Below are 22086 nucleotides of genomic sequence, written 5' to 3'. Positions count from 1 at the left end.
ACCTAGCTGGAATCGCTTTACCGATACTTGTCCTGCCTCCGGTCGTGGAACGCATGAGTGAACGAGGAACTACCGCAACGATACCCGTCAAAAACGGACGTGTTAGCGAGGCCGTGATACGTGCCGTCGCCGACGCCGCCGAAGTCGATCCCGCCGATATGACACCACTGTACGATATCATCGACCCGGACGCGCTCGACAGACTATTCCGACCGACCTCATCGGTAACGCGAGAGGTCGAGTCCAGTATCAACTTCACCATGGCTGGCTGTGAAGTGGTGGTTTCCGACAATCGAACCGTCTCCGCCACGCTCCTCTCGCAAGTAGAGGCATGAACGATACCCCCGGAATGGAGAAGCGGGACGGTCGTCGTGACGTCACCATCACTCGGTCCGTGACGCCCGTCTGTTCCCACTGCGATAGGCCCATCGACACCACCGCGTGGTATCCTATCGTCACGGAAACGAAAGAGGACGGGTCGGTCGTTCTCCACTCGTTCTGCGACGAAACGTGTCAAGCGGCGTGGAGTCGCCAATGAACCTCCATTCGGCGTTCCCAGCGATTCGCTCGACAGCGACGCTCTCACCCCCTCCCCAACCATGACGACTACCAGCGACGAACGAACGGAAGAATTACACTGTACCGAATACGCCGACGGTTCGGGTCGAGTCGTGATGATGTACGACCCCGAGAACTCGAACGCGTGGATTCGCTCCTGCGTGACCGTACCCGTCGAACGCTGACCGCCGTTTGATAGGGACCGGTCGAGTCGGCCATCGACGACGGCGAGTCAGCAGTTATCGCGTGATTTCCATGTCGAGCGCTTCTCCGGCGACCGTCCAATCCTCGTCGCCGAGGCTGTAGTGGCGGACCTCCGGCGTCGTCCACGACCCATCGACACAGACGGCGCTGATTTCACAGCGCCGAATCTTCTCGTGTCGCGGCTCGATTTCCAGTCGGAAGCGGTCGTCGGGCATGTAGTCGATGGGACTGGCCGGGCCTTCGAACGCCCGCCCGTCCTTGAGTTCGATGCGAACGTGGTTCCCCAAGGTCACGACTTCCAGCGTTTCGGTAAACGATTCCATGGCAGGAGTACACGCGACGAACGTGAGTAAACGTTGCGATTCTATACCTATTATTCGTTAAGGACATGGATTCGAACCGACACACGAACCTTGATTACGTCGGGCCGAAAGGATTCGAGAAATGAGCGACGGGGAGACCAACATCCGGGCGCTTTCCGAGACGACGATACAGCGAATCGCGGCGGGGGAGGTCGTCGAGCGACCGGCCTCGGTGGTCAAGGAACTGGTCGAGAACAGCCTCGACGCGGACGCTTCGCGGATTTCGGTGCGGGTCGATGGCGGCGGGACGGAGCGAATCGCCGTCACTGACGACGGCATCGGGATGAGCAGGGAGGACGTTCAAATCGCGGTCGAGGAGCACACGACGAGCAAGATTCGGGACATCGACGACCTCGAATCCGGGGTCGCAACCCTCGGCTTTCGCGGCGAGGCGCTGTACACCATCGGCGCGGTGTCGCGGACGAAGATTCGAACGAAACCGCGCGGCGGCGAGTCGGGCACCGAACTCCGTCTCGTCGGCGGCGACGTGGAGGGTGTGGGACCGGCGGGCTGTCCCGAGGGGACGACGGTGGAAGTCGAGGACCTCTTTTTCAACACCCCAGCGCGCCGGAAGTACCTGAAGACCGATTCCACGGAGTTCGCCCACGTCAACCGCGTCGTCACCCAGTACGCGCTGGCGAACCCCGACGTGGCGTTCTCGCTGGAACACGACGGGCGCGAGGTGTTCTCGACGACCGGACGCGGAAACCTCCAGTCCACCATCCTGTCGGTGTACGGTCGGGAAGTCGCCACCGCGATGATCGCCGTCGATGGCGGGGACGCGGTGGACGCCTCGGGGTACGTCAGCCATCCCGAGACGACGCGAAGCACCCGCGAGTACGTCGCAACGTACGTCAACGGGCGGTACGTCCGCTCCTCGGTGGTTCGGGAGGCCATCCTCGATGCCTACGGCAACCAACTCGCGCCCGACCGCTATCCCTTCGCCGTCCTCTTCCTCGACGTGCCCGCCGACTCGGTTGACGTGAACGTCCATCCGCGCAAGATGGAGGTCCGGTTCGGCGACGAAGCGCGGGTGAAGACGGCGGTTCGTGACGCCGTGCAAGACGCCCTCCTCGACAACGGACTGGTTCGGGCATCCGCCCCGCGCGGTCGGTCCGCTCCCGACGAGACGGACGTGACGCCCGAACCCGTGCAGTCGGAACTCGGCGACGGGGATTCGGCGGGGCGAAAGAACGCGAGCGGAGAGACGGCGGATTCGAACGCGGCGGAGTCGCATGCGACGACCCGCGACGGGGAGAGCGGCCGCGGGCAGGAAACGGCCCGCTCGGGTCGGTCGAACGCGGCGACAGCATCGAAGTCGGGGTCTCGGACCGCCGCGTCCGATTCCCACCGCGCCGAATCCAGTGATGCGGAGGCGACGGAACAGGACCGAACGACGTCGAGCGGCCACGGTTCGACCACCGAACGAACCGCGACTGAATCCCGTACGGAATCACCGACGAGCGGCGATTCTACGACGAACGGGACCGCGACGACGAACGGAGATACGGCGACGGAGCGACGTTCCGCGGAAGGGAATTCGGCGGGAACGGGTTCGACGACCGACGCCGCCCGCGACCCGGAACGGAAGTTCAGCGCGCCGACGGCGACGACGACGCTCCCCGAAACGGGCGGGGAGGGAGCGAAAGAAGCGGACGAAGCCTCGTTCGAGCGACTGCCGAGCATGCGGATTCTCGGGCAGCTCCACGACACCTACGTCGTCGCCGAAACCGACGACGGCTTGGTGCTCATCGACCAGCACGCCGCCGACGAGCGGGTGAACTACGAGCGCCTCTGTCGGCAGTTCGCGGGCGATACGACCACGCAAGTCCTCGCATCGTCGGTCGAACTCGAACTGACGGCGGCGGAGGCGGCGCTGTTCGACGACTACCGCGAGGCGCTGGCGCGACTGGGCTTTCACGCCGCGCTCGTCGATGACAGGACCGTCGAGGTGACGACCGTTCCCGCCGTCTTCGAGAAGACACTCTCGCCGGACCTGCTCCGAGACGTGCTCTCCGAGTTCATCTCGGTCGAATCGGGTGGCGCCAATTCGGCCGAGGCGGTCGCCGACGAACTCATCTCGGATTTGGCGTGCTATCCGTCGATAACCGGCAACACGTCGCTTCGAGAGGGAGACGTGGTGAGTCTGCTCGCCGCGCTCGACGAGTGTGAAAACCCCTACGCCTGCCCGCACGGGCGACCGGTGGTCATCGAGTTCAACCGGGAGGAAATCGAGGACCGGTTCGAACGGGACTATCCGGGTCACGCCGGACGACGTGCCGAGTGAGAAAGACATGTTCTCCGACCGAGACTGTCCGTTTTCGGACCCGTAAGGATAACCTTCATATCGGCTGGCCGAATGGAGCCACAGTATGGCACGCGGGACGAGTCAGGGAGGACTCACCGACGCAATACGATACGACATCGCACAGTTACACACCGGATGGATGGCGCTGTTCTTCCCGCGACAGCGACAGCAGGCCCACTCGGTCCTCGGAAAGTGGCAACCACAGAGTACGACGGGGAAAGTCGCCTACAGCGTCTGGAGCGTGGTCGGAACGGTCGTCGTCGCCCTGCTCTATCCCTTCGTCCTGTTCGGGTTCGCCGCGCGCTACTACACGAGTCGCATCGACCGAACGGCGGCGAGCCTCGGGGTGCTCGGCGTCATCGTGCTCTCGGTGGTCGTCTGGGGGGGCTTGGCGGCGCTGGCGAGATATCGCTTCTCGACGGAGGGGTTCTACGCGGTCGCCGCCGCAGGTGGCGTAGCGACGGTCGCGGCCGTGTTCTCGTATCTCACCAGCCGATACAGGGGTCGAATAACGACTGTGCTGTTCGCCTACCCGTCCGGGATGACGGCTATCTTCCTGCCGCCGGTCGTCGCGGCGTTGTACTCCCCTGCACTCTCGAACGTCATCTTCCCCAACAGCACGAACCTCGCGGTGTGGTTGCTGAACAACGTGCTCACCTACCGCGGCATCGACGAGATACTCCGGGCGCGCTTCGACCTCGAAGGACTCGCCTACGTCGGTATGTGGTTCGGAATCGCGGTGCCGGTCGGTTGGGTCCTCGGGTTCTTAGTGACGCTGGCGAATCTCATGCGCCCGAAATCGGAGTAACGCTTTTCTGTCGGTCGCCGAACGGTCCCGTATGGAGTTCAATTTACCTGTGACCGCCGCAGCACTGGTGGCGATCGTCGCCATCGGTACGGCGGGCCTCATCGGGATGGGAGCGATGGCGACGAGTACAGTGCTGATGATGGTGACACCCTCGATGCTTGTTTTCGGCCTGATAGCGCTCTTCCTCGGCGTGAAACACGGGGAGTACCGCGCGACGAGATAGCGGACCCGAATCGCTCACTCGACCCGCCCGACCGCGAGGATGTGGTTCGACAGGTCGGCAATCGTCGGGTCTTCCCGAAGCGTTTCGACGACTTCCGCGACGGTCTCCTGTGCCTCCTCGTCTATTTCTTCGAGGTTCGCTCCGAAGTTCGAGGCCGGGCCTTCCAGTCCGGCGACGACTTCGACGGCGATGCCGCGGGCTTCGAGGAGACGGCGGAGTTCGTCGCTCCGGAAGAAATGACACTCGACGAACGACGGGTCGTCGATGCCGTGTTTCGCTATCAGTTCCGGCGAGTAGTCCCGCGTTTCGACCACATCGGGAAGCTGTCGAACGCCCGCCTGGAAGTGCGGCGCGCTCTTGATGAGGTTTTGGACGACGGCGACGAACCCCATCACCGAGACGAAGACGGGAGCGTCTGATTTGGCGACGCGACGGAGTTCCCGAACCGCCGCGTCCCGTCCGTCGGCGTCGATGACGTGCGAGAGCGGCCCGCCGAGACAGAGCGTCGCGTCGAACCGGTCGTCGGAAAACGGGAGGTCCCGGATGTCTCCGCGTTGGACGCTGACGCGGGATTCGAGGTCGCGCTCCGCGACACGCCGCTTTGCGATGGCGACCTGTTCCGCCGAGAGGTCGAGCACGGTGACGTCGTACCCCTTCTCGGCCAGCCAAATCGAGTACCGTCCCGCGGCCCCGCCAGCGTCGAGGACGCGCCCCGATTCGGGCAAGAAGCGGTCGAGATAGTCGGTCGTGTTCTCGAATTCGAGGGAATTCTTGAACGACTCTTCGAGGCGCTCCCACTCGCCCTCGCCGAGGCGGTCGTAGTAGTTCGCCGGGTCGATGCGGTTTCGCGGGTCGTTCGTCATTCTATCTGTCGATTGGAATGAAGAAACAAAAGCAATTTTTGTGAATCGGTATCGTTTGACGCGTCTCTGCATCGAAACGAATCCCGGCCAGCGAACGGCGAACGAACGTGAGCCGAGCGATAGGCCAATGACACTGCCGCCGGGAATCGACCAGCGACGCGACCACGAAAAACGAACGACTGATACGACGACTGAACCCGCAAGTGGAATGAGCCTAAAATCGGCAAGCGACACAACCGTCCGTCGCTAGCTCACCCACGGAAAGACCTGCGGTCTTTCGAGCCATCACAATCGCCCCGCGATTGTGAGACACCGGAAAATCGGAGATTTTCCTGGCCGACGACTGAATGGAGCAGGAACCACTCGCGGTGCGAGTGGTTCCTGCGAAATGAAGGAGGAATGTCTTCGTGAGCGGAGCGAACGAAGGCCAGGAAGTCGCAGCCCGCGGAGCGAAGCGAGCAGGAACGTCTTCTGCTGCTTTTGGTCCAGCTTTTACAGGGAATGCGAGGGAGCAAAGCTCCCTCGTTCCTTCACGGCGAAGCCGTGAAGATGCCCGTGGAAGCGCCGACGGTAACCGTCGGCGCTTCCACTTGCGACCGTCGTAAAAGGTGGGTCTTACATGTAACCCAAGTCGCGCAGGCGCTCCATCAGGTCCTCTTTGTCTTGGGCGCGGCCCGCACGCTCGGTGGTGTTCTCCATGTCCTGCAGCCAAGCCGGTTCCTGGTCGCTCTTCTCGGTGCTGATTTCGCTGCCGAGCGAGCGGAACCCTTCGAAGTACTTGGGCGAGACGGGGATGTCGTCCTGCGTGAGGTCGTTCGGCAGGTCGTCGAAGCCTTGCGGGACGTAGCCGTCGTCGGGGTAGTCCTCCACGGTGTCCGGGACGACGAAGTACCAGAACGCGTCCCAGACCGCGGGTTCGTCGAAGTGGAGGATGGGTTGAACGCGGTCGTGCGGCGGGTAGATTTCGGGGTCGTGGCGCGGGCTGAAGAACGTCTCGTCGGCGCGGGCTTCCTGTTCGTCCCAGCGGACGCCGGAGATAACGCCGTCAACGTCGTACTCTTCGAGCGCGTCGTTGAGCGCGACGGTTTTCAGCAGGTGGTTGCCCACGTAGGTGTCGAGGAGGAACGGGAACGTGTCCTCCTCGTATTCGAGGAGCTCCCGGACGTGGTGTTGGTTGTGCTCCGAGAGCGCGTCGATTTCGATGTCGTCACCGGGTTCGAGGTCGTGTTCGTCCACGTAGCCGCCCACGTCCTCGTTGCGGGCGTAGATAACCTCCAAGTCCCACTCGTCGGCCCAGTAGTCCACGAAGTCGTGAATCTCCTGGAAGTGCTGGTAGTGGTCGATGAACACCGCCGGGGGGACTTCCAAGTCGTAGCGCTCCGCGACTTCCTTGATGAAGTAGAGCGTGAGCGTGGAGTCCTTACCGCCGGTCCACATGACGGCGGGATTCTCGTACTCTTCGAGACCCTTGCGCGTGACGTCTATCGCCTTCTCGATCTTGTCTTCGAGCGAGGGATAGTCTTCGGGGTTCTCGCCTTCGCCGTCCGTGTAATCCACGTCGAGGTAGTCGGGGAAGTCGTTTGCCATGACGTGTAATTAGATATAATTAGGTCGCTAAAGTGCTTTTCGGCTCGGCGTGAGGAACCATTTAAAATAATCGACCTGATACGTCTCGTTTTCGAGCCGTGGCTCACACGACGAGGGACGGCGGCAAAAATCGAACGGTCAGTTCTCGCGGGCGAATCCGTGCGAGATGGAGTTTGCATCGATGGGAGGACGGGGAGCAGGACGACGATTAGCTGATGAACTTGTTGTCGCGCCAGTTCACGCCACTGGACGAGGAGTTTTCGTTTCGCGGTCCTTCGACGACTTCGATGGACGCCGGACGGTCGTCGCCATCGACGATTCGGGTGGCTTCCAGTTCGCCACCGACTTCGGCGATGGCGGTCAGCGTGCCCTTCTCGGCCTTTCGCGCGATAGTGCAGAGCACCTCGAACATCGGGTACTGCACCGCGCTGTTCTGGAGCACCGTCTCGCGGTCGCCTTTGAACGCGGCCATCTCGATGAGTTCGCCGGTCGGTTCCTCCTCTTCTTCCTCTTCCGGAGTCCCCCATCGGGGCGCGTTGCGTCGCGCCTCCTCCTCCTCGGTGAAGACGCGCGTCTCGGAGACGCTGGCTTTCAGTTGCGCGGTCGGTGTGTACTTGCTGATGCTCTCGTCCGAGGAAACTGCGCTGATGATGAGAGTGTTGTTCCGGCGGGTGATATCGACGCTGTCGATTCCGTCCGGTAGTTCTGGGTCACTTTCGAAGTAGTCGTAAACAGTTTCAAGCGGCAATTCGAGCGTCGAATGTAGTCGGTATACCTGGCTCATTTGTAGTCGTGGGTTCCGTCTCCCGTCGGCGGTACGTATTTGTATACGCGCCCCGCACTTATAGGGTCTACTCTTTGCGTTGCGTGTGCAACCCGCGGACTGACATCAGTCCGCTCGAAGTGTCGATTCGAGGTCATTTCGTTCGTCCATCTCTGCGAGGATGTCGCTTCCGCCGATGAATTCGCCGTCAACGTACGTCTGCGGTATCGTTTCCCAGCCGCTGTGACTCGACAGCGCCTCGCGGTAGGCATCTAGGTTATCGAGCACGTTCACCGTCTCGAACTCGTCCCCGAGATGCGCGTCGAGGAGTTCGACCGCGCGCATGGAGAAACCGCACTGCGGCATGAGGCGCGTTCCCTTCATGAAAAGCACGACGTCCTCGTCCGCGATGGTAGAATCGACCCGTTCCTCGACTTCCTCGGCCGATAGCTGTTCGCCGGGTGTGAAGGTCATACCGTTGCGTAGGCACCCACGCCGCAAAGAAGTTGCGCCCGCGTCACGCCGTGCCGTTGACGGGACGGTAACGAGCGAAGGAACTGCCGTCGTTTTCGATGGTCGTCACCGTCTCGCCATCGATGACGACGGTTATCGTGTCGTAATCGCGCGGCACCGTAACGGCCGCGTCGATGGTCGTCCGCGGCTGACAGTCGTCCGGCGGCGACCCCTTCTTCGCCGACGCGGCGCGGTCGAGACTCGTCTCGATGCGGAGGAAATAGTTTCCGTCAGCGCCGGACTCCAGCGTCGCGTTCACGTCGATGACGGTCGCCTCGTGCGCGATGGTGTCGTTAAACGAGACGGCCATCACGTCGTGAATCGGTTGCTGGCCGACCCAGCCGCCGGTATCGACCGTCGCAGAACAACCCGTCCCGGTGGCGGTGACGAGAGACTCGGACGGTATCTCGACGCCGTTCCTCGCGCCCGCGGGAGACTCGAACAGCGATGATCCGGCGGACCCGACGACGAGGCCGACGACTAATCCGAGGGAAAGAGTTCCGACGAGAACCCGTCTGGAGGTCATACTCCGGGAGTTATCATCGAAAAATAAATGCTTTCTGCCGCGGGTCCGGGTCGGTCTTCGTGACGTTATTCGTCGCTGCCGACGCCGATGACCTGCACCAGCGAGTAGACGGGAACGCCGTCTAGCTCCTCGATACCGCGCTTGTCGGCGAGGACGATGCAGGCGACCGGGTCGCCGCCGCGGTCCTTGATGGCCTCGATGGTCTCGGTCATCGTCGTTCCGCTGGTGATGGTGTCGTCCACGACGTAGCACTCGCGGTCTCGAATCTGTGCGAAATTGCGCGAGAAACTGCCGCCGTACTCGTCGATGTCGCCCTCGTCCCACTGGTGTTTCCGCGGCGCGTAGGTTCCGAGGTCGGTGCCGAGTTCGCGGGCGACGGTGGTCGCCAGCGGCGCACCCGCCTTCTCGATTCCGATGGTCAAATCGACCTCCTCGCCGTGTTTCGACAGCATGTCGGCCATCGCCGCGCCGACGTGCGAGAGGCGGGCGCTGTCGCGGCCGATGGCGCTCCAATCGACGTGAATGTCCTGCGGGCCGCCGGTCGGTTCGGGGGTCGGCGCGCTTCCGCTCCGTTCGACGAGCCAACTCGCCGTCTCGCGCGAGACGTTCAGTTCGTCCGCGATTTCGCCCTTCGAGAGGCCGCGCTCCGCTAGCTCGGCCGCGCTCTCGATGAGGTCGTCAACGTTCTTCATGGTCGTAGAATTTCACCGCGGCCTTTATTGTCGTTTCGTCGTCCGCAAATGCGTCCGCGAGGTTCGAGGTGTCGTAGATGTCGGTCACGAGGTCGTCCAAGAGCCAGTCGGGGAGCGACGAGAGCGTCTCGGTCGCGGCCTCGAAGTGCCGGTAGCCGGAGTTGACGCTCCCGACGAGCGCCTTGTTGTGCATCACGAGTTCGCGGTGGAGTTTCCCGCCGTCGATTTCGAACGGCCACGAATCCGGGACGCCGAGCAGCGCGGCGACGCCGTTCGGCGCGAGCGCCTCGATGCTCTCGAAGGCGTGTTTCGGATAACCGGTCGCCTCGAAGATGAAGTCCATCGGTTCGTACACGTCGGGTATCTCCGAGACGGGCGTCTCGCGCGAATCGACGTACGTCGCGCCCAGTTCCTCGATGATGTCGATGGTCGGGTCCGGCCGGTCGCGGCGGCCGAGGCAGTAGGTCCGCTCGAAGGATTGGCCGAGCATCGCCAGCGTGAGCAGGCCGAGCGACCCGTTGCCGAGGACGAGCGCGCTCTCCGGTTGCCAGTCGAACGCCGAGCGCGAGGCGTAGGCGTGTTCGACGGCCTTCTCGGCGATGCTGATGGGTTCGACCAGAAAGCCCCACTCGGCGAGGTCGTCCGGGATGGGAAGTAGGAACTCCGCGGGACTCGTGAAGTAGTCGCTCATGAAGCCGTGACCGCCGGTGATGCCGCGCTCGACGACGTCCTCCGGGGGAGCCATGTCCGGTTCGCCGCGCTCGAAGTACTCCGTCGGGCCGTCGGGAAGCGGACGGCGAACGGTCGGCACGACCACGTCCCCCTCCTTGAACGCGGTGTCGTTCGGGTCCACCACCACGCCGACCGCCTCGTGGCCGAGGACGAGATGGTCGTCGTCCGCGGGAAAGCCGCCGTGATGCCCGGCGATGACTTCGTAATCGGTTCCGTCGATGCCTACTCGGAGTGTCCGCACCAGCACCTCGCCGGAATCGGGGTCCGGTCGGGGTTTGTCGATGACTTCGGGAGCACTCGCGCCGCGCTTGAGTGCGACTGCGTGCATGTCACACCCTTACAGCCCGGTATTCAAAACATTTATTCTTTGCCGAGTAAATCGTTCGGATGCAGGCGAGCGGCCGCGAGCGTCCATGGTAGTATGCTCACACGAACCCGAACGTCTGTCCAATATGCAGTTCTGGCCGCTCGCGTTTTCCCGTGCGCTGTTCCGCGAGTCACAACCGCGTCGCCGAACTCTGCGTCGTCGAAATCTGCGCCACCGAACTGGTTCCCGAAGTGCCCGGTTTCCGCCGTTCGCGGACGCTCGTTAGCGTTCGACCGCCACGCGCTCGCCGGTTTCCGCCGACTCGTAGATGGCTTCGATGGTTCGCATATCGACCAGTCCGTGCGCGCCGTCTGGTCCGGGGTCGCGGTCGGCGAGCAAACGGTCGGCGAAGTAGTCGAACTCCTCCCGTTCCTCGTTCACGGGCGCGACCGAGAACGCGGCCGCCGCGTCGCCGCGTTCGACCGTCAACTGGGCCTCGCCGAAGAACGCCGGGGAGAGCGTCAGTTTTCCCTCGGTCCCCGTCACCGAGAACTCGCTTCCCTTCTGGGCGTACTGGCTGGCGACGCAGGCCGCGGTGACGCCGTTGTCGAACGCGACCTCGAACGAGACGTGTTGGTCCACCCCGGCGAAGTGTTCGTGCGGACTCCGCGTCGTCCCCTGCGCGCTCACCGGGTCGGAATCGAGGACGAATCGGGCGGTGTTCAGCGGATAGATACCGAGGTCGATGAGCGCCGAGCCACCGGCGAGGTCGGCGTCGAGTCGCCACTGGTTCGGGTCGGGCGTTATCTGCTCGAAGACGTTCTGGCACATCGACCCCTCGACCAGTACGGGGTCGCCGACGAATCCTTCCCGCACGAGGTCGCGCATCCGCCGGACGGCCGGATTCACGTGCATCCGGTAGCCGACCATCAACTGCACCCCGGCCTCGTCACAGACCTCGACCAACCGCTCCGCTCGCGCGGCCGAGACCTCCATCGGTTTCTCGCACAAAACGGCCTTGCCGAGGTCGGCCGCCGTCTCCGCGAATTCGAGGTGTGTCGCGTTCGGCGTGGCGATGTACACCGCGTCGTACGCGTCCACGCCTTCCCCCGCGTGGAATTCCTCGTAACTCAACGCGCGGGCGGCCCCCGTTTCGTCGCGGAGTCGAACGGCCTTTTCCGCCGAGCCGCTGACGAGCGCCCCGATTTCACAGCGGTCGCTGTCCCGAAGGGCCGGGACGACCATCTCCGTCGTGAACCAGCCGAGGCCGACGAGCGCGAAGCGAACTCGTTCGTCCGAGTCGGTCGCGGTCTCCCAATCGCGCCGGGTGAAGTCGTCGAGATGGTCTGCGAGCGTCATCTTCCACAGGAACGAGCCTGTGGCGGTTAGCGTTTGGGGCGTGTCGCCTCGGGACGGTCGGTCACGCCGAACTCGGTTTCGAGCGCGTCGTACCACTCTGCCTCGGCGAGCGATCGCTCGCGCTCCTCGCCGTTTTCGTGCCGGGTCAGCGCGTCGGTGGTGAGCTTCGCGTGTCCGGAATCGGTCGCGATGGTGACCACGGGGTCGCCCGTGAACGGCGACTCGGGTGCGGATGCGAGGTACTCGCACGTCGCCTCGAAGTACGACCGCTCCCTCGGGACGTCGCGGAAGACGTACCGCGTTTTCCATTCGGGATTCTCCGCTGGCGAGTCCCGGAACTGGGTCGCGTAGTCCGAATCGGGACGGTCGCTTTCGACGGTGCGCCATTCGACGCCGATGCCGTCCCGCGTCGCGTCGCCGTCGAGCGGGAGCGGACGCCGCATCGTCGGGACTCCCATCCCCACATCCACGACGTACGGCCGGTCGAGCGTGACGACGTTCGTGAGGTGGTTCGCGGGGGGACGCGCCTCCCCGTCCGAGAGCATCATCGCGGCGCGTCGGCTCACGTCGAACCCGAGTTCGGCGAGGAAGTCGCCGAAGAGACCGTTGAGTTCGAAACAGAATCCGCCGCGGCGATTCTCGACGATTTTGTCGTAACAGTCATCGGCGGCGAGCGATACGCCCGCTCCCTCGCGGTTCCCGAACGGGTCGCCGGTGATGGCGACGTTCTCGAAGGGGACCGTCGTGACGTGCGCGCGTTGCAGTCGGGCGAGCGTTTCGAGGTCCGCGTCCCGCACGCTCGACGGGTCGAGGCCGATTCGAGCGCAGTATCGTTCGTGATTCATGCTGGCTTAGAATCCGGTGACCGATTCGATGGTCGCGCTGGCGACCTCGGGATACTGCTCGACACCGGCGAACAGGACGAGGTGTTCGCCGAGGCGACGGACGCGCTCCGCGGCGGCCGGGTCGGTCAATTCGCCGTCCGCAAACGACGAATCCGCGTCGGAGACGCCGACTTCGAGGGGAAGCGTCCACGCGTTCAACGCTCGGCAGACGGACCGAAGGTGTTCGAGGGCGGACGTCGGAAACCGGCCGCCGGACACGGCGAGCAACCCGACCGTCTTGTCTTCGAACTCCTCGAAGCCGCAGTAGTCGAGCGCCGTCTTCAGCGGCGAGGAGTACGACCCGTGGTACATCGGCGTGCCGAGCAAGATTGCGTCGGCGTCTCGGAGCGTCCGTCGAAGCGATTCGGCGTCTGCCGGGGACGCTTCGTCCGCGTCCACCAGCGGCAGGTCGTAGGTGCGCAAGTCCACGAGCGTCGTCACCGCACCGGCCGCTTCCGCCGCGTCGAGTGCCGTCCCGAGGGCGGCCCGCGTTCCGCTTTCGTCGCGCAAACTCCCGCACAGCGCGACGACGTGAGTATCGGGTTCCATTTTCGTCGGAAGAGGCTACCGCCGACAGCCACTAAAGCGCTCGCTGAAGACGGATACAGTTGTCAGTCTGTCACGTCCGCCGAACCGACCAGAAGAGATTACCCGGTCGGTGGAAAACCGCCGTCACGAGATGCAGGACGAGTTCGAATCGGCGACCGAATCGTCGGTCGCATCGACCGAGGCGCTCACGCTCATCGGCAACGACGTTCGGGCGGGAATCCTCCACGCGCTCAGCGACGCCCGGGGCGGGGAGGGAAACCCGCCCGCGCTCTCGTTCTCGGAGTTGCGCTCGCGCGTGGGCGCGGACGTTGACAGCAGTCGGTTCAACTATCATCTCCAACAGCTCGTCGGTGAGTTCGTCGAGCGGCGGGACGACGGCCACTCACAACTCGTCGAAACGGTCGTCGAGCAGGAGGGGACCGGCTACGCGCTCCGCCCGGAGGGCACGATGCTCACGCGAACGATTACGCGCCACGACGGACGGAGACGGCGCGTCCCTCTCCCCGACGGAACTCGATACGGACTGTTACTTCTGCGGGGAACCCGTCGAGGCGATGTACGAACACGCCCTGTTCAAGATACAGTGTCCGGGCTGTTCGTACCTGTACGAGTACGACTTCACGCCCCCCGGCGTCCTGCACGGCGACGACGGGAGCATCGTCGCACAGGCCAGCGAGTACAACCGGTCGGTTCGCCTCGCGTTCGCGCGGGGGGTCTGTCACCTCTGTGGAAATTCGGTGGACACGACGTTCGTCGAGCCGTCCGAGACGGGCTATCCGCGCCCCGACAAGCGCGCGGTGTGCATCAACCGCTCGTGTGACCGCTGTAATCACCGGAACTACTTGCGGCTCGGCGAAGCCCTCCTCGGAAACCCCGCTCTCATCTCGTTCTGCCACGAGCGAGGTCTCGACGTGACGGCGACGCCCATCTGGAAGCTCGAATTCGCCGCGACCGACCGCCACGTGACCGTCCGCTCCACGGACCCGTGGGAAGTCGCGCTTCGCGTTTCCCTCGACGGCGACACGCTCGAACTCGTCGTGGACGAGGAACTGAGCGTCGTTGAACACTCGATTTCGTAACCGAAGCCACGCGACGCTACTCCCAGAGGGCGTACAACTCGTCCCGCGGCGGGTCGGTGACTTCCGCGTCGTCCAGCGCGAGCGCGCCGTCGCCTTCGACGACGCGCCCGACGACGGCGGCCGGGATTCCGGCCCCTCGAACCGCGTCGAGCGCCTCCTCGACCGACCCTTCGGGGACCGCCGCGAGGAGCGCCCCGGACCCGAAGATGCGGAGCGGGTCCACGCCCATGGTGTCACAGAGGTCGCGGGTCGCGTCCCGGACCGGCACGTCGTCGCGGGCGACTTCGAGGCGCACGCCGGAAGCTTCCGCCATCTCCAACAGTCCGGTGACCACGCCCCCCTCCGTCGGGTCGTGCATGGCGTGGGCGTACTCGCGGAGGTGGCGGGCGTCCTCGGCGACGCTGATTTCCTCGAAGAACGATTCGCCGCGTTCGGCCGCTGGGCCGACTTCCGCGCGGAAGTCGGTGGCGAGGATGGCCGTGCCCTCGATTCCGGCACCCTTCGTCAGAATCAGTCGGTCGCCCGGTTCCGCCCCGCCGGTCGGGACGAACTCGTCGGCGAGTCCCATGCAAGTCATCGTGACCATCGGCCGCGAGAGGTCGGGCGCGTACTCGGAGTGGCCGCCGACGATGGCGATGTCGAGTTCGGTCGCCGCCTCGTCTATCTGTCGGGTCACGACGTCCAGCGTCTCCCGGTCGTCGTCGGGGAGGAAGACGACGTTCGTCAGCCATCGCGGGTCGGCTCCGGAGCAGGCCACGTCGTTGCTGGCGACGTTGACCGCGAGCGTGCCGAGTCGTTCGCGGGCCAACGAGAGCGGGTCGGAACTGACGACGAGCGTTCGTTCTCCCACCTCGATTGCGGCGGCGTCCTCGCCGTAGCCGGGACCCACGGAGACGGCCTCGTCGCTCGCGCCGGTTCGGGAGACGACGAGCGCGAGGTGCTCAGGGTCGAGTTTACCGATCATGCTCCGACGTTCACACGACGTGCCAATGTGCGTTTCGTCGTGGCGCGGTTGCAGTTTCGTCGCGGTGTGGTCGTCTGTTTCGTCGTGGCGCGGTCGTCGAATTCACCACGATGATTTCGGCGCGCTACGAGACGACCGCTCCGCTCGCGTCACGGGACTAGTTCTTTTGTGCATGCTGTCGTATCCGGTGTGGGGGTATCATGGCAGACAGAATGCAGACCGGACCGGTCCTGATACTGGGGGAGGAGGCACAGCGAACGAGCGGACGCGACGCCCGCGAGATGAACGTCACCGCCGGGCGAGCGGTCGCAGAGGCGGTACGCACCACGCTCGGCCCGCGAGGAATGGACAAGATGCTCGTCGATTCGATGGGCGACGTCGTCGTCACCAACGACGGCGTGACAATCCTCACGGAGATGGACATCGAACATCCGGCGGCGACGATGGTCGTCGAAGCCGCCGAAACCCAAGAGGACGAGACGGGGGACGGGACGACAACGGCGGTCATCCTCGCCGGGGACCTGCTTCGCCGGGCGGAGGAACTGCTCGAACAGGGCGTCCATCCGACCACGGTCGCGCGGGGCTACCGACAAGCGAGCAGGGAAGCGTCACGGGTACTCGAATCGGCGGCGCATCCGGTCGAAGAGAGCGGCCTGCTCGTCGAAATCGCTCAGACGGCGATGACGGGGAAGGGGGCCGAAGCGGCCAAACAGGCACTCTCGGAAATCGTCGTGCAGGCGGTTCGCGCGGTCCGGGACGACGAGAGCGACGACATCGACCTCTCGAACGTCACCGTGGAGACGGTCGTCGGGGGAGCCATCTCGGGATCGGAACTCGTGGAGGGCGTCGTGGTGGACAAGCAGCGCGTGAACGACGACATGCCGTGGCACGTCGAGGACGCCACCATCGCGCTGGTCGATACGCCCATCGAGGTGCAGGAGACGGAGGCGGATACGGCGGTCAGCGTCACCGACCCGGACCAACTCCAGGAGTTCCTCGACCGTGAGGAGGCACAACTCCGGGAGATGGTCGATAGAATCGTCGACAGCGGCGCGAACGTCGTCGTCTGCCAGAAGGGCATCGACGACCTCGCACAGCACTTCCTCGCACAGGAGGGCATCCTCGCCGTTCGCCGTGCGAAACAGAGCGACGTGAACCACCTCGCGCGGGCAACGGACGGCCGCGTCGTCTCCAGCCTCGACGACATCGACCCCGACGACCTCGGGCACGCCGGACTCGTGGCCGAACGCGACGTGGCGGGGGACACCCGGATTTTCGTCGAGGGGTGTGACAACCCGCGAAGCGTCACCCTGCTCCTCCGCGGCGGCACCGAACACGTCGTCGAGGAGGTCGAGCGGGCCGTTCACGACAGCCTCGGCGTCGTCCGCGTGGCCCTGCTGGACGGGCGGGTGTTACCGGGCGGCGGCGCACCCGAAACCGCGCTCGCGCTCGCCCTCCGGGAGTATGCGGACGGCGTGGGAGGTCGGGAACAACTCGCGGTCGAGGCGTTCGCCGACGCGATGGAGGCGATTCCCCGCACGTTGGCCGAAAACGCGGGCGTCAGCCCCGTCGATGGAATCACGGAGCTCCGAAGTCGGCACGACGCCGGGGAGGAGAGCGCCGGAATGAACGCCGAAACCGGCGACGTCGTGGACATGCTCGACGCGGGCGTGGTCGAACCCCTCCGCGTCAAGACCCAAGCCATCCAGAGCGCGACCGACGTTGCCGAACTCCTGTTGCGCATCGACGACGTGATTTCCGCGGGCGACCTCGGAGGGAGCGAGGACGAAGCGGGCGCCCCCGAGATGGGTGGCATGGGCGGTATGGGAGGAATGGGCGGTATGATGTAGGACGGGAGTGGGATTCCGTTTCTCGTTTTTATTCCCAACGAGGGACGGTGTTCGCGGAGTTTGTGGACAGCGACGAGCGGGGAATATTCTCGGCATACCTCGCGCGGGATGTGAGTTGTCGTGAGTACGATTCGTAGCAAACTTCGAACGCCCCTGCCCGCCCGCTCCGAATTGGTAGTTCTTCTGTGACCGCGTGTACAGACGTCAATGAAACCACCACCGCACCGCAACCACACCGCGTGCTCGCGGCGTTGCCGTCGTCTCGCGGGCCGTGCCCGCTCGACTGTCCGCGGAACGTCGTTCCGCGCTATTCGCATTCGAGGTTTCTTCGAACCCTCGCACGCCACTCCCTCCCCAAACGACTCACTCCACTCCGGAAGAGCACGCTCTTCCGTGCTCTCGTTCGTTGCACTCACGAGAACTCCGTTCCGCTCATCCACCGTCAGAGCAGAGCTCTGACGAGCCATTCGTTCGTTCCTTCGTCACTCACGAAGACCTCGCATGCTATCACCACAGCCCGTCGGACGACCGCTGTCCTCTGGGCTGTGCCAGCGCGCGCCATATCGAAAAACCAGTGGTCGTCACACCGTCAACTCTCGAACCGGGCCGAAACCGGGAAATCGGCTCTAGCGCGGCGTCTCGGTGCCCCACTTGTCGAGGGCGACTTTCAGTTCGGGGTGGTCCTCGGCGTACGCTTCGAGCGGGATGTCCGCCACCGTGGCATCGACGGATTGGCGGAGCGCGGCCGCGCCCGCGCGGGTGCCGTCGGGGTGGCCGTGGACGCCGCCGCCCGCCTGGATGCAGATGTTCGTCCCCTCGCGGTCGATAAGTTCGGCGACGAGGCCGGGGTGCAGGCCGCCGGAGGCGACGGGGAGCACGTCGTTCATACCGTAGAGGTCGGAGTAGAGCCACTCGTTGATACCCACCGTGTCCTCGTTTTCGAGTTTGCCGAGGTCGGCGGTGCCGGTGTGGAGTTGGTCCACGCCGCAGATGCGGGCGATTTGCGCGAGGACGCGCATCGAGACGCCGTGGCTCGGAATACGGTCGAACGCGGCGTGCATCGCGCGGTGGGCGTGGATGGCGAGGCCGAGTTCCTCACAGCGCTCGCGGACGCTCTGGACGGCGCCCCAGCCGGTCGTGATGACGTCCACCATCACGTACTCACAGCCCTGTTCGGCCACCATGTCGGCGCGTTCGAGCATGGTGTTCGTGTCCGCCGTGATGTTGACGAGGTAGCTCTTCTTCTCGCCCGTCTCGTCCTGTGCGTCGTCCCGCATGGCGAGGCTCTGGGTGAGGCGGTCGGCGAAGGGGTTGAACTCTTGGTCGGTGAGGTTCTCGTCGTCCTTCAGTAGGTCGAGGCCGCCGACCCACGCCTCGTAGCCGATTTGGGCGTGCTGGTCGGTCGAGAGGCCGACCTTGGGCTTGGGGACCGTGGCGGTGATGGGTCGCTCGCCCGCGTCGAAAATCTCGTTTCGAACGCCGCTGCCGAACTGCGGGCCGGGGAAGGAGGTGGTGAGCGGTTCGGGCCAGTCGCAATCGAGCAGGCGAATCCGCTCGACGGCCTTCATGCCCATGATGTTGCCCGCGATGCAGGAGAGTACCTGTGGCATGCTCCCGTCCTCGAACAGTGCGTCCGGGTAGGCGACTTTCACTTCGTTCCCCTCGATGCTGAACGTCGTGGCGCTCAAGTCGGTGATGCTCCCTTCGACTTGGAGTTCGGCCCACGTCCCGTTCGAACTCTCGCTGGCGACGCGGCTCGCCGCGTCCTCCATGTCCATGTCGGCGGCCGGTTCGACGTGGAAGGTGCAGACGAGTTCCGATTCGGCGGGGGTGTATCCGAGGTCGAGGAAGTCCTCGTACTTTATGCCGGGCATAACCCGTACGTTCACCGTCGTTGGTTAAAAATCCCCCCGCCGATTCCGGGAAACGTGGGTGAACGGGGGGAGCGATGTGCGGCGATTCGTGTCGGAGAACGGAACGCTTACGCTACCGTCCGAAAATCGACTCGTATGAATCGACGGGGATTCGTCCGATACGGTTGCTCGCTCCCCCTTTTGGGCGGTACCGGGGGGTGTCTCTCCGACGGGTGGGGAACGAACCCGCACACAGAGACGATAACGGTGTATAACCGCCTCGACAGGAAGGCGACCGTTTCGCTCGACGTGCGGCGACCCGAGAAGCGCGTCTTCTCCGGGCGCGAATCGATTCCCGCGTCGGGGTCGTGGGACGTTCCCGACGAGTTCGGACCCGGAAGCTACGACCTCTCCGTCGAGGTTTCTGCTGGCCCGTCGGCACGGACGTCGTGGGAGGTCCCGGCGGACGGTCCCGACCGAGGGTTAGGCATCGAGATACGGCGGTCGGGAATCGAAATCACCCCGTGGGTCGATTGAACCCCGCGGCGACACCGACCGCGCGACTCGGCCACCACCTCCACGTCGTTCCACCGGAACGACCGTAACGCGTACTCGTGGCTGGAGTCGCGGGGACGAACGGGATGGGTCTCGGGAGACGTGTGGTGCGAGTGGTCGAGACGACTACCAGAGCGTTCGCCCGTTCTCGTCCACCTGTCCGACCCAGAGCAGGTGTGCGAAGGGGACGAACGCGAGGAAGTCGCCGTCCTCGTCGAACAGTCGAACGCCGGGACCTTCGATTTCGTACTCGGCGCACTCTATCTGCTCGCCGTCGGAAATCTGTGCCTTGAACAGGGGGACACACACGACCGGCGCGACCTAAAAAATGACCCCGCCAAAGCTTTGGTCGAGAACGTCGTGTCAGGGGTATGGTTCGAACGTACGGGTTCGAAGGGGGTGAGCCGTCGGTGCACGAGGACGCCCACGTCTGCCGGGAGGCGACCGTGGTGGGGGACGTCGAAATCGGGGCCGACGCGAGCGTCTGGCCCGGTGCCGTCCTCCGAGGTGACGTGGCACCGGTGCGCGTCGGCCGGGAGTCGCACGTCGGAGACAACGCGGTCCTGCACGCCTCGACGGTCGGCGACCGGGTGATGGTCGGTCACGGCGCGGTGTTGAACGACGCGGAGGTCGGCGACGGGTCGCTCGTCGGGTTCAACGCGACGATAAACAGCGACGTTCGAATCGGCGAGCGGAGCATCGTCGCGGCCGGGACCGTGACGCTCGAATCGGCCGATATTCCGCCGGAGTCGTTCGTTCGGGGGATTCCCGCGCGGGTGACGCCGCTGTCGGAGACGACCATCGACGCGGAGGAAATCTTCGAGTCGTACTCCTCCGGGGAGTACACCGGGCTTGCGAAGCGCCACGGTGCGCTGTTCGAGTAGGGCGTCGAGACAGTGGCCGAGTGGGAGGGTCGGCCGCAAAGCGTGCGCGATTCCACACGATAATAAAGTAACTTGCGAGCGCAACCCACGCAGTGATTCGTTTCAGTGGCCCAGATACGGGACGAGCGACATAATGAACAAAACCGTTGACGGTACCGTCTCCGATACGGAGGAGCGGGAGGCCGTTTCCGCGACACCGCCGTTCGGAGACCGAGAATTGGTCCTCGTATCCAACAGGGAACCATACGTGCACGAACGCGACGACGACGGCATCAGCGTCGCCCGTCCAGCGGGTGGCCTGACCTCCGCGCTCGACCCGATGATGGCGAGCACGGGCGGGACGTGGGTCGCGTGGGGGAGCGGCGACGGCGACGAGGAGATGAGCGACGAGAACGGGTGCGTTCGCGTCCCCCCGGAGTCACCCTCCTACGAGCTGAAGCGCGTCGCCCTCTCGGAGGAACAGGTGACCAACTACTACTACGGCTACAGCAATCAGGTGTTGTGGCCCCTCTGTCACTCGGACATCGCCAAGATGACGCCGAAACCGGAGTTCTGGCGACACTACCGCGAGGCGAACGAGCGCTTCGCGGACGCGATACGGGAGCGGGTGGACCCGTCGGAAGCGGTCGTCTGGTTTCAGGATTACCACTTCGCACTCGCGCCACGGCTGATCCGCGAGTCGGCACCCGATGCGTTCTGCATGCAGTTCTGGCACATTCCGTGGCCGTCGTGGGACGTGTTTCGAAGTTGCCCGGAACACGACGAACTCCTCGACGGGTTGCTGGCGAACGACCTGCTCGGCTTCCACACCGACCGCTACTGCCGGAATTTCCTCGACTGCGCCTCGAAAGCGTTGGGCGCGGACGTGAACCGCGAAACGGGAGTGATTCGCTACGACGGGCGAACGGTTCGCGTCGAGTCCTTCCCGCTCGGCATCGACGCCGTGGAGCGACGACGGCTCGCGGGGTCGGCGGAGGCTGACGAAGCGTGGGAATCCCTCCGGGACGCGTACCCGCTCGGGGCGGAGCGGTTGGCGCTCGGCGTCGATAGACTCGATTACACGAAGGGAATCGAACAGCGGCTGACCGCCCTCGAACGGCTCTGGGAGGAGCGACCGGAGTGGCGCGGACGGGTCACGTACGTCCAGAAGGCGAGCGAGAGCCGGAGCCGAATCAACGACTATCAGCGCGTCCAAGCGACCGTGACGGGGGAAATCGAGCGAATAAACGAGCGATTTGGAACGGACGCGTGGCGACCCATCGTGTACATCGACGACCGACTCTCGACGGCCGAACTGGCCGCCCTGTACCGAGAAGCGGACGTGGGGCTCGTGAGTTCCCTCCGTGACGGGATGAACCTCGTGGCGAAGGAGTTCGTCGCCTCGCAAGTGGACGACCCCGGCGTGTTGGTCCTCAGCGAACTCGTCGGCGCACACGAGGAACTCGGAGAGGCGGCGATGACGGTGCATCCGAACGACGCCGAAGCGTTCACGGACGGCATCGAGCGAGCGCTGACGATGGACCGCCCGGAACGGTCGAACCGCATGACGCAGCTGCAAGCCGAGGTCGAAGAGAACGACATCGAGGCGTGGAAGAACGACGTGCTCCGGCACGCCGGAGAGGTCTTGAACCGGAAGCGACGTGCGGACCGCGACGGCGCGTGA

The 22086-nt window shown here is 64.5% G+C and carries 25 protein-coding genes and 1 pseudogene; 12 read left to right on the top strand and 14 right to left on the bottom strand.

The features are described from left to right. Nucleotides 1-53: 53 nt before the first annotated feature. From B208_RS0114475 to B208_RS24405, 3 genes are all read left to right on the top strand, one after another. Entirely contained in the window at nt 54-335 is a 282-nt protein-coding gene (locus tag B208_RS0114475; RefSeq protein WP_073096624.1) for a HalOD1 output domain-containing protein, read from the top strand. Then, nucleotides 332-538, top strand: a complete 207-nt coding sequence (locus B208_RS0114470) for a DUF7576 family protein (RefSeq protein WP_018128945.1) — start codon at nt 332-334, stop codon at nt 536-538. The genes B208_RS0114475 and B208_RS0114470 overlap by 4 nt, the downstream gene beginning before the upstream one ends. Before the next feature lie 61 nt (nt 539-599). Further along, the gene (locus tag B208_RS24405; protein WP_007982373.1) at nt 600-743 is read left to right on the top strand and encodes a hypothetical protein; all 144 of its coding nucleotides are present in this window, start codon (nt 600-602) and stop codon (nt 741-743) included. Between the two features lie 54 nt (nt 744-797). On the opposite strand, the gene B208_RS0114460 is transcribed toward B208_RS24405, so the two are convergent. Continuing rightward, nucleotides 798-1085 (bottom strand): hypothetical protein, encoded by a 288-nt coding sequence (locus B208_RS0114460; RefSeq protein ID WP_007982371.1) that lies wholly within the window; start codon nt 1083-1085, stop codon nt 798-800. Between the two features lie 121 nt (nt 1086-1206). On the opposite strand from B208_RS0114460, the gene mutL reads away from it, so the two are divergent. From mutL to B208_RS0114445, 3 genes are all read left to right on the top strand, one after another. Continuing rightward, a complete protein-coding gene (mutL, locus tag B208_RS0114455; protein WP_007982370.1) occupies nt 1207-3411 on the top strand; it encodes a DNA mismatch repair endonuclease MutL in 2205 nt (734 codons plus the stop codon). Nucleotides 3412-3496: 85 nt separating this feature from the next. Next, nucleotides 3497-4240 (top strand): hypothetical protein, encoded by a 744-nt coding sequence (locus B208_RS0114450; protein ID WP_007982369.1) that lies wholly within the window; start codon nt 3497-3499, stop codon nt 4238-4240. Nucleotides 4241-4271: 31 nt separating this feature from the next. After that, the gene (locus B208_RS0114445; RefSeq protein WP_007982368.1) at nt 4272-4463 is read left to right on the top strand and encodes a DUF7333 family protein; all 192 of its coding nucleotides are present in this window, start codon (nt 4272-4274) and stop codon (nt 4461-4463) included. A gap of 14 nt (nt 4464-4477) precedes the next feature. Here the strand turns inward: B208_RS0114445 and B208_RS0114440 are convergent, their stop codons facing one another. The 10 genes from B208_RS0114440 to B208_RS0114395 all read right to left on the bottom strand — a co-directional run bounded on the left by B208_RS0114440 (nt 4478) and on the right by B208_RS0114395 (nt 13238). Next, nucleotides 4478-5326 carry a class I SAM-dependent methyltransferase gene (locus B208_RS0114440; RefSeq protein ID WP_007982367.1) on the bottom strand — a complete coding sequence of 283 codons (849 nt, stop codon included), beginning with the start codon at nt 5324-5326 and terminating at the stop codon, nt 4478-4480. Nucleotides 5327-5941: 615 nt separating this feature from the next. Further along, the gene (locus tag B208_RS0114435; RefSeq protein ID WP_007982366.1) at nt 5942-6913 is read right to left on the bottom strand and encodes a phosphoadenosine phosphosulfate reductase family protein; all 972 of its coding nucleotides are present in this window, start codon (nt 6911-6913) and stop codon (nt 5942-5944) included. Nucleotides 6914-7121: 208 nt separating this feature from the next. Next, on the bottom strand, nt 7122-7697 hold the full coding sequence (locus tag B208_RS0114430; protein WP_018128944.1) for a DUF7110 family protein: 576 nt from the start codon (nt 7695-7697) through the stop codon (nt 7122-7124). A gap of 105 nt (nt 7698-7802) precedes the next feature. Beyond that, entirely contained in the window at nt 7803-8150 is a 348-nt protein-coding gene (locus B208_RS0114425) for a glutaredoxin family protein (protein ID WP_007982362.1), read from the bottom strand. A 43-nt stretch (nt 8151-8193) separates the two neighbouring features. After that, nucleotides 8194-8715, bottom strand: a complete 522-nt coding sequence (locus tag B208_RS0114420; RefSeq protein WP_007982360.1) for a hypothetical protein — start codon at nt 8713-8715, stop codon at nt 8194-8196. Between the two features lie 65 nt (nt 8716-8780). After that, nucleotides 8781-9407: a transcriptional regulator GfcR gene (gfcR, locus tag B208_RS0114415; protein WP_007982358.1), complete on the bottom strand. Its 627-nt coding sequence runs from the start codon at nt 9405-9407 to the stop codon at nt 8781-8783. Further along, nucleotides 9394-10467 carry a glucose 1-dehydrogenase gene (locus B208_RS0114410; protein WP_007982356.1) on the bottom strand — a complete coding sequence of 358 codons (1074 nt, stop codon included), beginning with the start codon at nt 10465-10467 and terminating at the stop codon, nt 9394-9396. The genes gfcR and B208_RS0114410 overlap by 14 nt, the downstream gene beginning before the upstream one ends. 261 nt (nt 10468-10728) lie before the next feature. Next, a complete protein-coding gene (gfo6, locus tag B208_RS0114405) occupies nt 10729-11805 on the bottom strand; it encodes a D-xylose 1-dehydrogenase Gfo6 (RefSeq protein ID WP_007982355.1) in 1077 nt (358 codons plus the stop codon). A 26-nt stretch (nt 11806-11831) separates the two neighbouring features. After that, nucleotides 11832-12650 (bottom strand): arylamine N-acetyltransferase family protein, encoded by an 819-nt coding sequence (locus B208_RS0114400; protein ID WP_007982354.1) that lies wholly within the window; start codon nt 12648-12650, stop codon nt 11832-11834. A gap of 6 nt (nt 12651-12656) precedes the next feature. Then, nucleotides 12657-13238, bottom strand: a complete 582-nt coding sequence (locus tag B208_RS0114395) for an NADPH-dependent FMN reductase (protein WP_007982353.1) — start codon at nt 13236-13238, stop codon at nt 12657-12659. Between the two features lie 130 nt (nt 13239-13368). On the opposite strand from B208_RS0114395, the pseudogene B208_RS25200 reads away from it, so the two are divergent. Then, nucleotides 13369-13560, top strand: a pseudogene (locus B208_RS25200) (DUF7347 domain-containing protein); the annotation flags it as partial. Between the two features lie 232 nt (nt 13561-13792). Beyond that, on the top strand, nt 13793-14317 hold the full coding sequence (locus B208_RS0114385; protein WP_007982351.1) for a DUF7351 domain-containing protein: 525 nt from the start codon (nt 13793-13795) through the stop codon (nt 14315-14317). Nucleotides 14318-14333: 16 nt separating this feature from the next. Here B208_RS0114385 and B208_RS0114380 read toward each other — a convergent pair whose 3' ends face one another. Beyond that, entirely contained in the window at nt 14334-15281 is a 948-nt protein-coding gene (locus tag B208_RS0114380; protein WP_007982350.1) for an AIR synthase family protein, read from the bottom strand. Between the two features lie 212 nt (nt 15282-15493). Here B208_RS0114380 and thsA point away from each other — a divergent pair, with 212 nt between their 5' ends. Further along, a complete protein-coding gene (gene thsA, locus B208_RS0114375; protein WP_007982349.1) occupies nt 15494-17131 on the top strand; it encodes a thermosome subunit alpha in 1638 nt (545 codons plus the stop codon). A 626-nt stretch (nt 17132-17757) separates the two neighbouring features. On the opposite strand, the gene rbcL is transcribed toward thsA, so the two are convergent. Then, on the bottom strand, nt 17758-19005 hold the full coding sequence (gene rbcL / locus B208_RS0114370) for a type III ribulose-bisphosphate carboxylase (protein WP_018128943.1): 1248 nt from the start codon (nt 19003-19005) through the stop codon (nt 17758-17760). Between the two features lie 135 nt (nt 19006-19140). Between rbcL and B208_RS0114365 the strand changes: the two genes are divergently transcribed. Beyond that, nucleotides 19141-19521 carry a hypothetical protein gene (locus tag B208_RS0114365; RefSeq protein ID WP_007979333.1) on the top strand — a complete coding sequence of 127 codons (381 nt, stop codon included), beginning with the start codon at nt 19141-19143 and terminating at the stop codon, nt 19519-19521. 144 nt (nt 19522-19665) lie between these two features. Here B208_RS0114365 and B208_RS23020 read toward each other — a convergent pair whose 3' ends face one another. Further along, the gene (locus B208_RS23020; protein WP_007979334.1) at nt 19666-19848 is read right to left on the bottom strand and encodes a hypothetical protein; all 183 of its coding nucleotides are present in this window, start codon (nt 19846-19848) and stop codon (nt 19666-19668) included. Nucleotides 19849-19910: 62 nt separating this feature from the next. Here B208_RS23020 and B208_RS0114355 point away from each other — a divergent pair, with 62 nt between their 5' ends. Next, nucleotides 19911-20423 (top strand): gamma carbonic anhydrase family protein, encoded by a 513-nt coding sequence (locus B208_RS0114355; RefSeq protein ID WP_007979335.1) that lies wholly within the window; start codon nt 19911-19913, stop codon nt 20421-20423. 133 nt (nt 20424-20556) lie between these two features. Next, nucleotides 20557-22086: an alpha,alpha-trehalose-phosphate synthase (UDP-forming) gene (locus B208_RS0114350; RefSeq protein WP_007979336.1), complete on the top strand. Its 1530-nt coding sequence runs from the start codon at nt 20557-20559 to the stop codon at nt 22084-22086.

Origin of the sequence: Haladaptatus paucihalophilus DX253 (assembly GCF_000376445.1) — an archaeon.
Taxonomy (GTDB): domain Archaea; phylum Halobacteriota; class Halobacteria; order Halobacteriales; family Haladaptataceae; genus Haladaptatus; species Haladaptatus paucihalophilus.
This window is presented reverse-complemented; position numbering and strand designations above follow the sequence as displayed.

Coding starts and splice junctions, on each gene's coding strand:
- B208_RS0114475 (WP_073096624.1), top strand. CDS start 54: ATGAGTGAACGAGGAACTACCGCAACGATACCCGTCAAAAACGGACGT.
- B208_RS0114470 (WP_018128945.1), top strand. CDS start 332: ATGAACGATACCCCCGGAATGGAGAAGCGGGACGGTCGTCGTGACGTC.
- B208_RS24405 (WP_007982373.1), top strand. CDS start 600: ATGACGACTACCAGCGACGAACGAACGGAAGAATTACACTGTACCGAA.
- B208_RS0114460 (WP_007982371.1), bottom strand. CDS start 1,085: ATGGAATCGTTTACCGAAACGCTGGAAGTCGTGACCTTGGGGAACCAC.
- mutL (WP_007982370.1), top strand. CDS start 1,207: ATGAGCGACGGGGAGACCAACATCCGGGCGCTTTCCGAGACGACGATA.
- B208_RS0114450 (WP_007982369.1), top strand. CDS start 3,497: ATGGCACGCGGGACGAGTCAGGGAGGACTCACCGACGCAATACGATAC.
- B208_RS0114445 (WP_007982368.1), top strand. CDS start 4,272: ATGGAGTTCAATTTACCTGTGACCGCCGCAGCACTGGTGGCGATCGTC.
- B208_RS0114440 (WP_007982367.1), bottom strand. CDS start 5,326: ATGACGAACGACCCGCGAAACCGCATCGACCCGGCGAACTACTACGAC.
- B208_RS0114435 (WP_007982366.1), bottom strand. CDS start 6,913: ATGGCAAACGACTTCCCCGACTACCTCGACGTGGATTACACGGACGGC.
- B208_RS0114430 (WP_018128944.1), bottom strand. CDS start 7,697: ATGAGCCAGGTATACCGACTACATTCGACGCTCGAATTGCCGCTTGAA.
- B208_RS0114425 (WP_007982362.1), bottom strand. CDS start 8,150: ATGACCTTCACACCCGGCGAACAGCTATCGGCCGAGGAAGTCGAGGAA.
- B208_RS0114420 (WP_007982360.1), bottom strand. CDS start 8,715: ATGACCTCCAGACGGGTTCTCGTCGGAACTCTTTCCCTCGGATTAGTC.
- gfcR (WP_007982358.1), bottom strand. CDS start 9,407: ATGAAGAACGTTGACGACCTCATCGAGAGCGCGGCCGAGCTAGCGGAG.
- B208_RS0114410 (WP_007982356.1), bottom strand. CDS start 10,467: ATGCACGCAGTCGCACTCAAGCGCGGCGCGAGTGCTCCCGAAGTCATC.
- gfo6 (WP_007982355.1), bottom strand. CDS start 11,805: ATGACGCTCGCAGACCATCTCGACGACTTCACCCGGCGCGATTGGGAG.
- B208_RS0114400 (WP_007982354.1), bottom strand. CDS start 12,650: ATGAATCACGAACGATACTGCGCTCGAATCGGCCTCGACCCGTCGAGC.
- B208_RS0114395 (WP_007982353.1), bottom strand. CDS start 13,238: ATGGAACCCGATACTCACGTCGTCGCGCTGTGCGGGAGTTTGCGCGAC.
- B208_RS0114385 (WP_007982351.1), top strand. CDS start 13,793: ATGTACGAACACGCCCTGTTCAAGATACAGTGTCCGGGCTGTTCGTAC.
- B208_RS0114380 (WP_007982350.1), bottom strand. CDS start 15,281: ATGATCGGTAAACTCGACCCTGAGCACCTCGCGCTCGTCGTCTCCCGA.
- thsA (WP_007982349.1), top strand. CDS start 15,494: ATGCAGACCGGACCGGTCCTGATACTGGGGGAGGAGGCACAGCGAACG.
- rbcL (WP_018128943.1), bottom strand. CDS start 19,005: ATGCCCGGCATAAAGTACGAGGACTTCCTCGACCTCGGATACACCCCC.
- B208_RS0114365 (WP_007979333.1), top strand. CDS start 19,141: ATGAATCGACGGGGATTCGTCCGATACGGTTGCTCGCTCCCCCTTTTG.
- B208_RS0114355 (WP_007979335.1), top strand. CDS start 19,911: ATGGTTCGAACGTACGGGTTCGAAGGGGGTGAGCCGTCGGTGCACGAG.
- B208_RS0114350 (WP_007979336.1), top strand. CDS start 20,557: ATGAACAAAACCGTTGACGGTACCGTCTCCGATACGGAGGAGCGGGAG.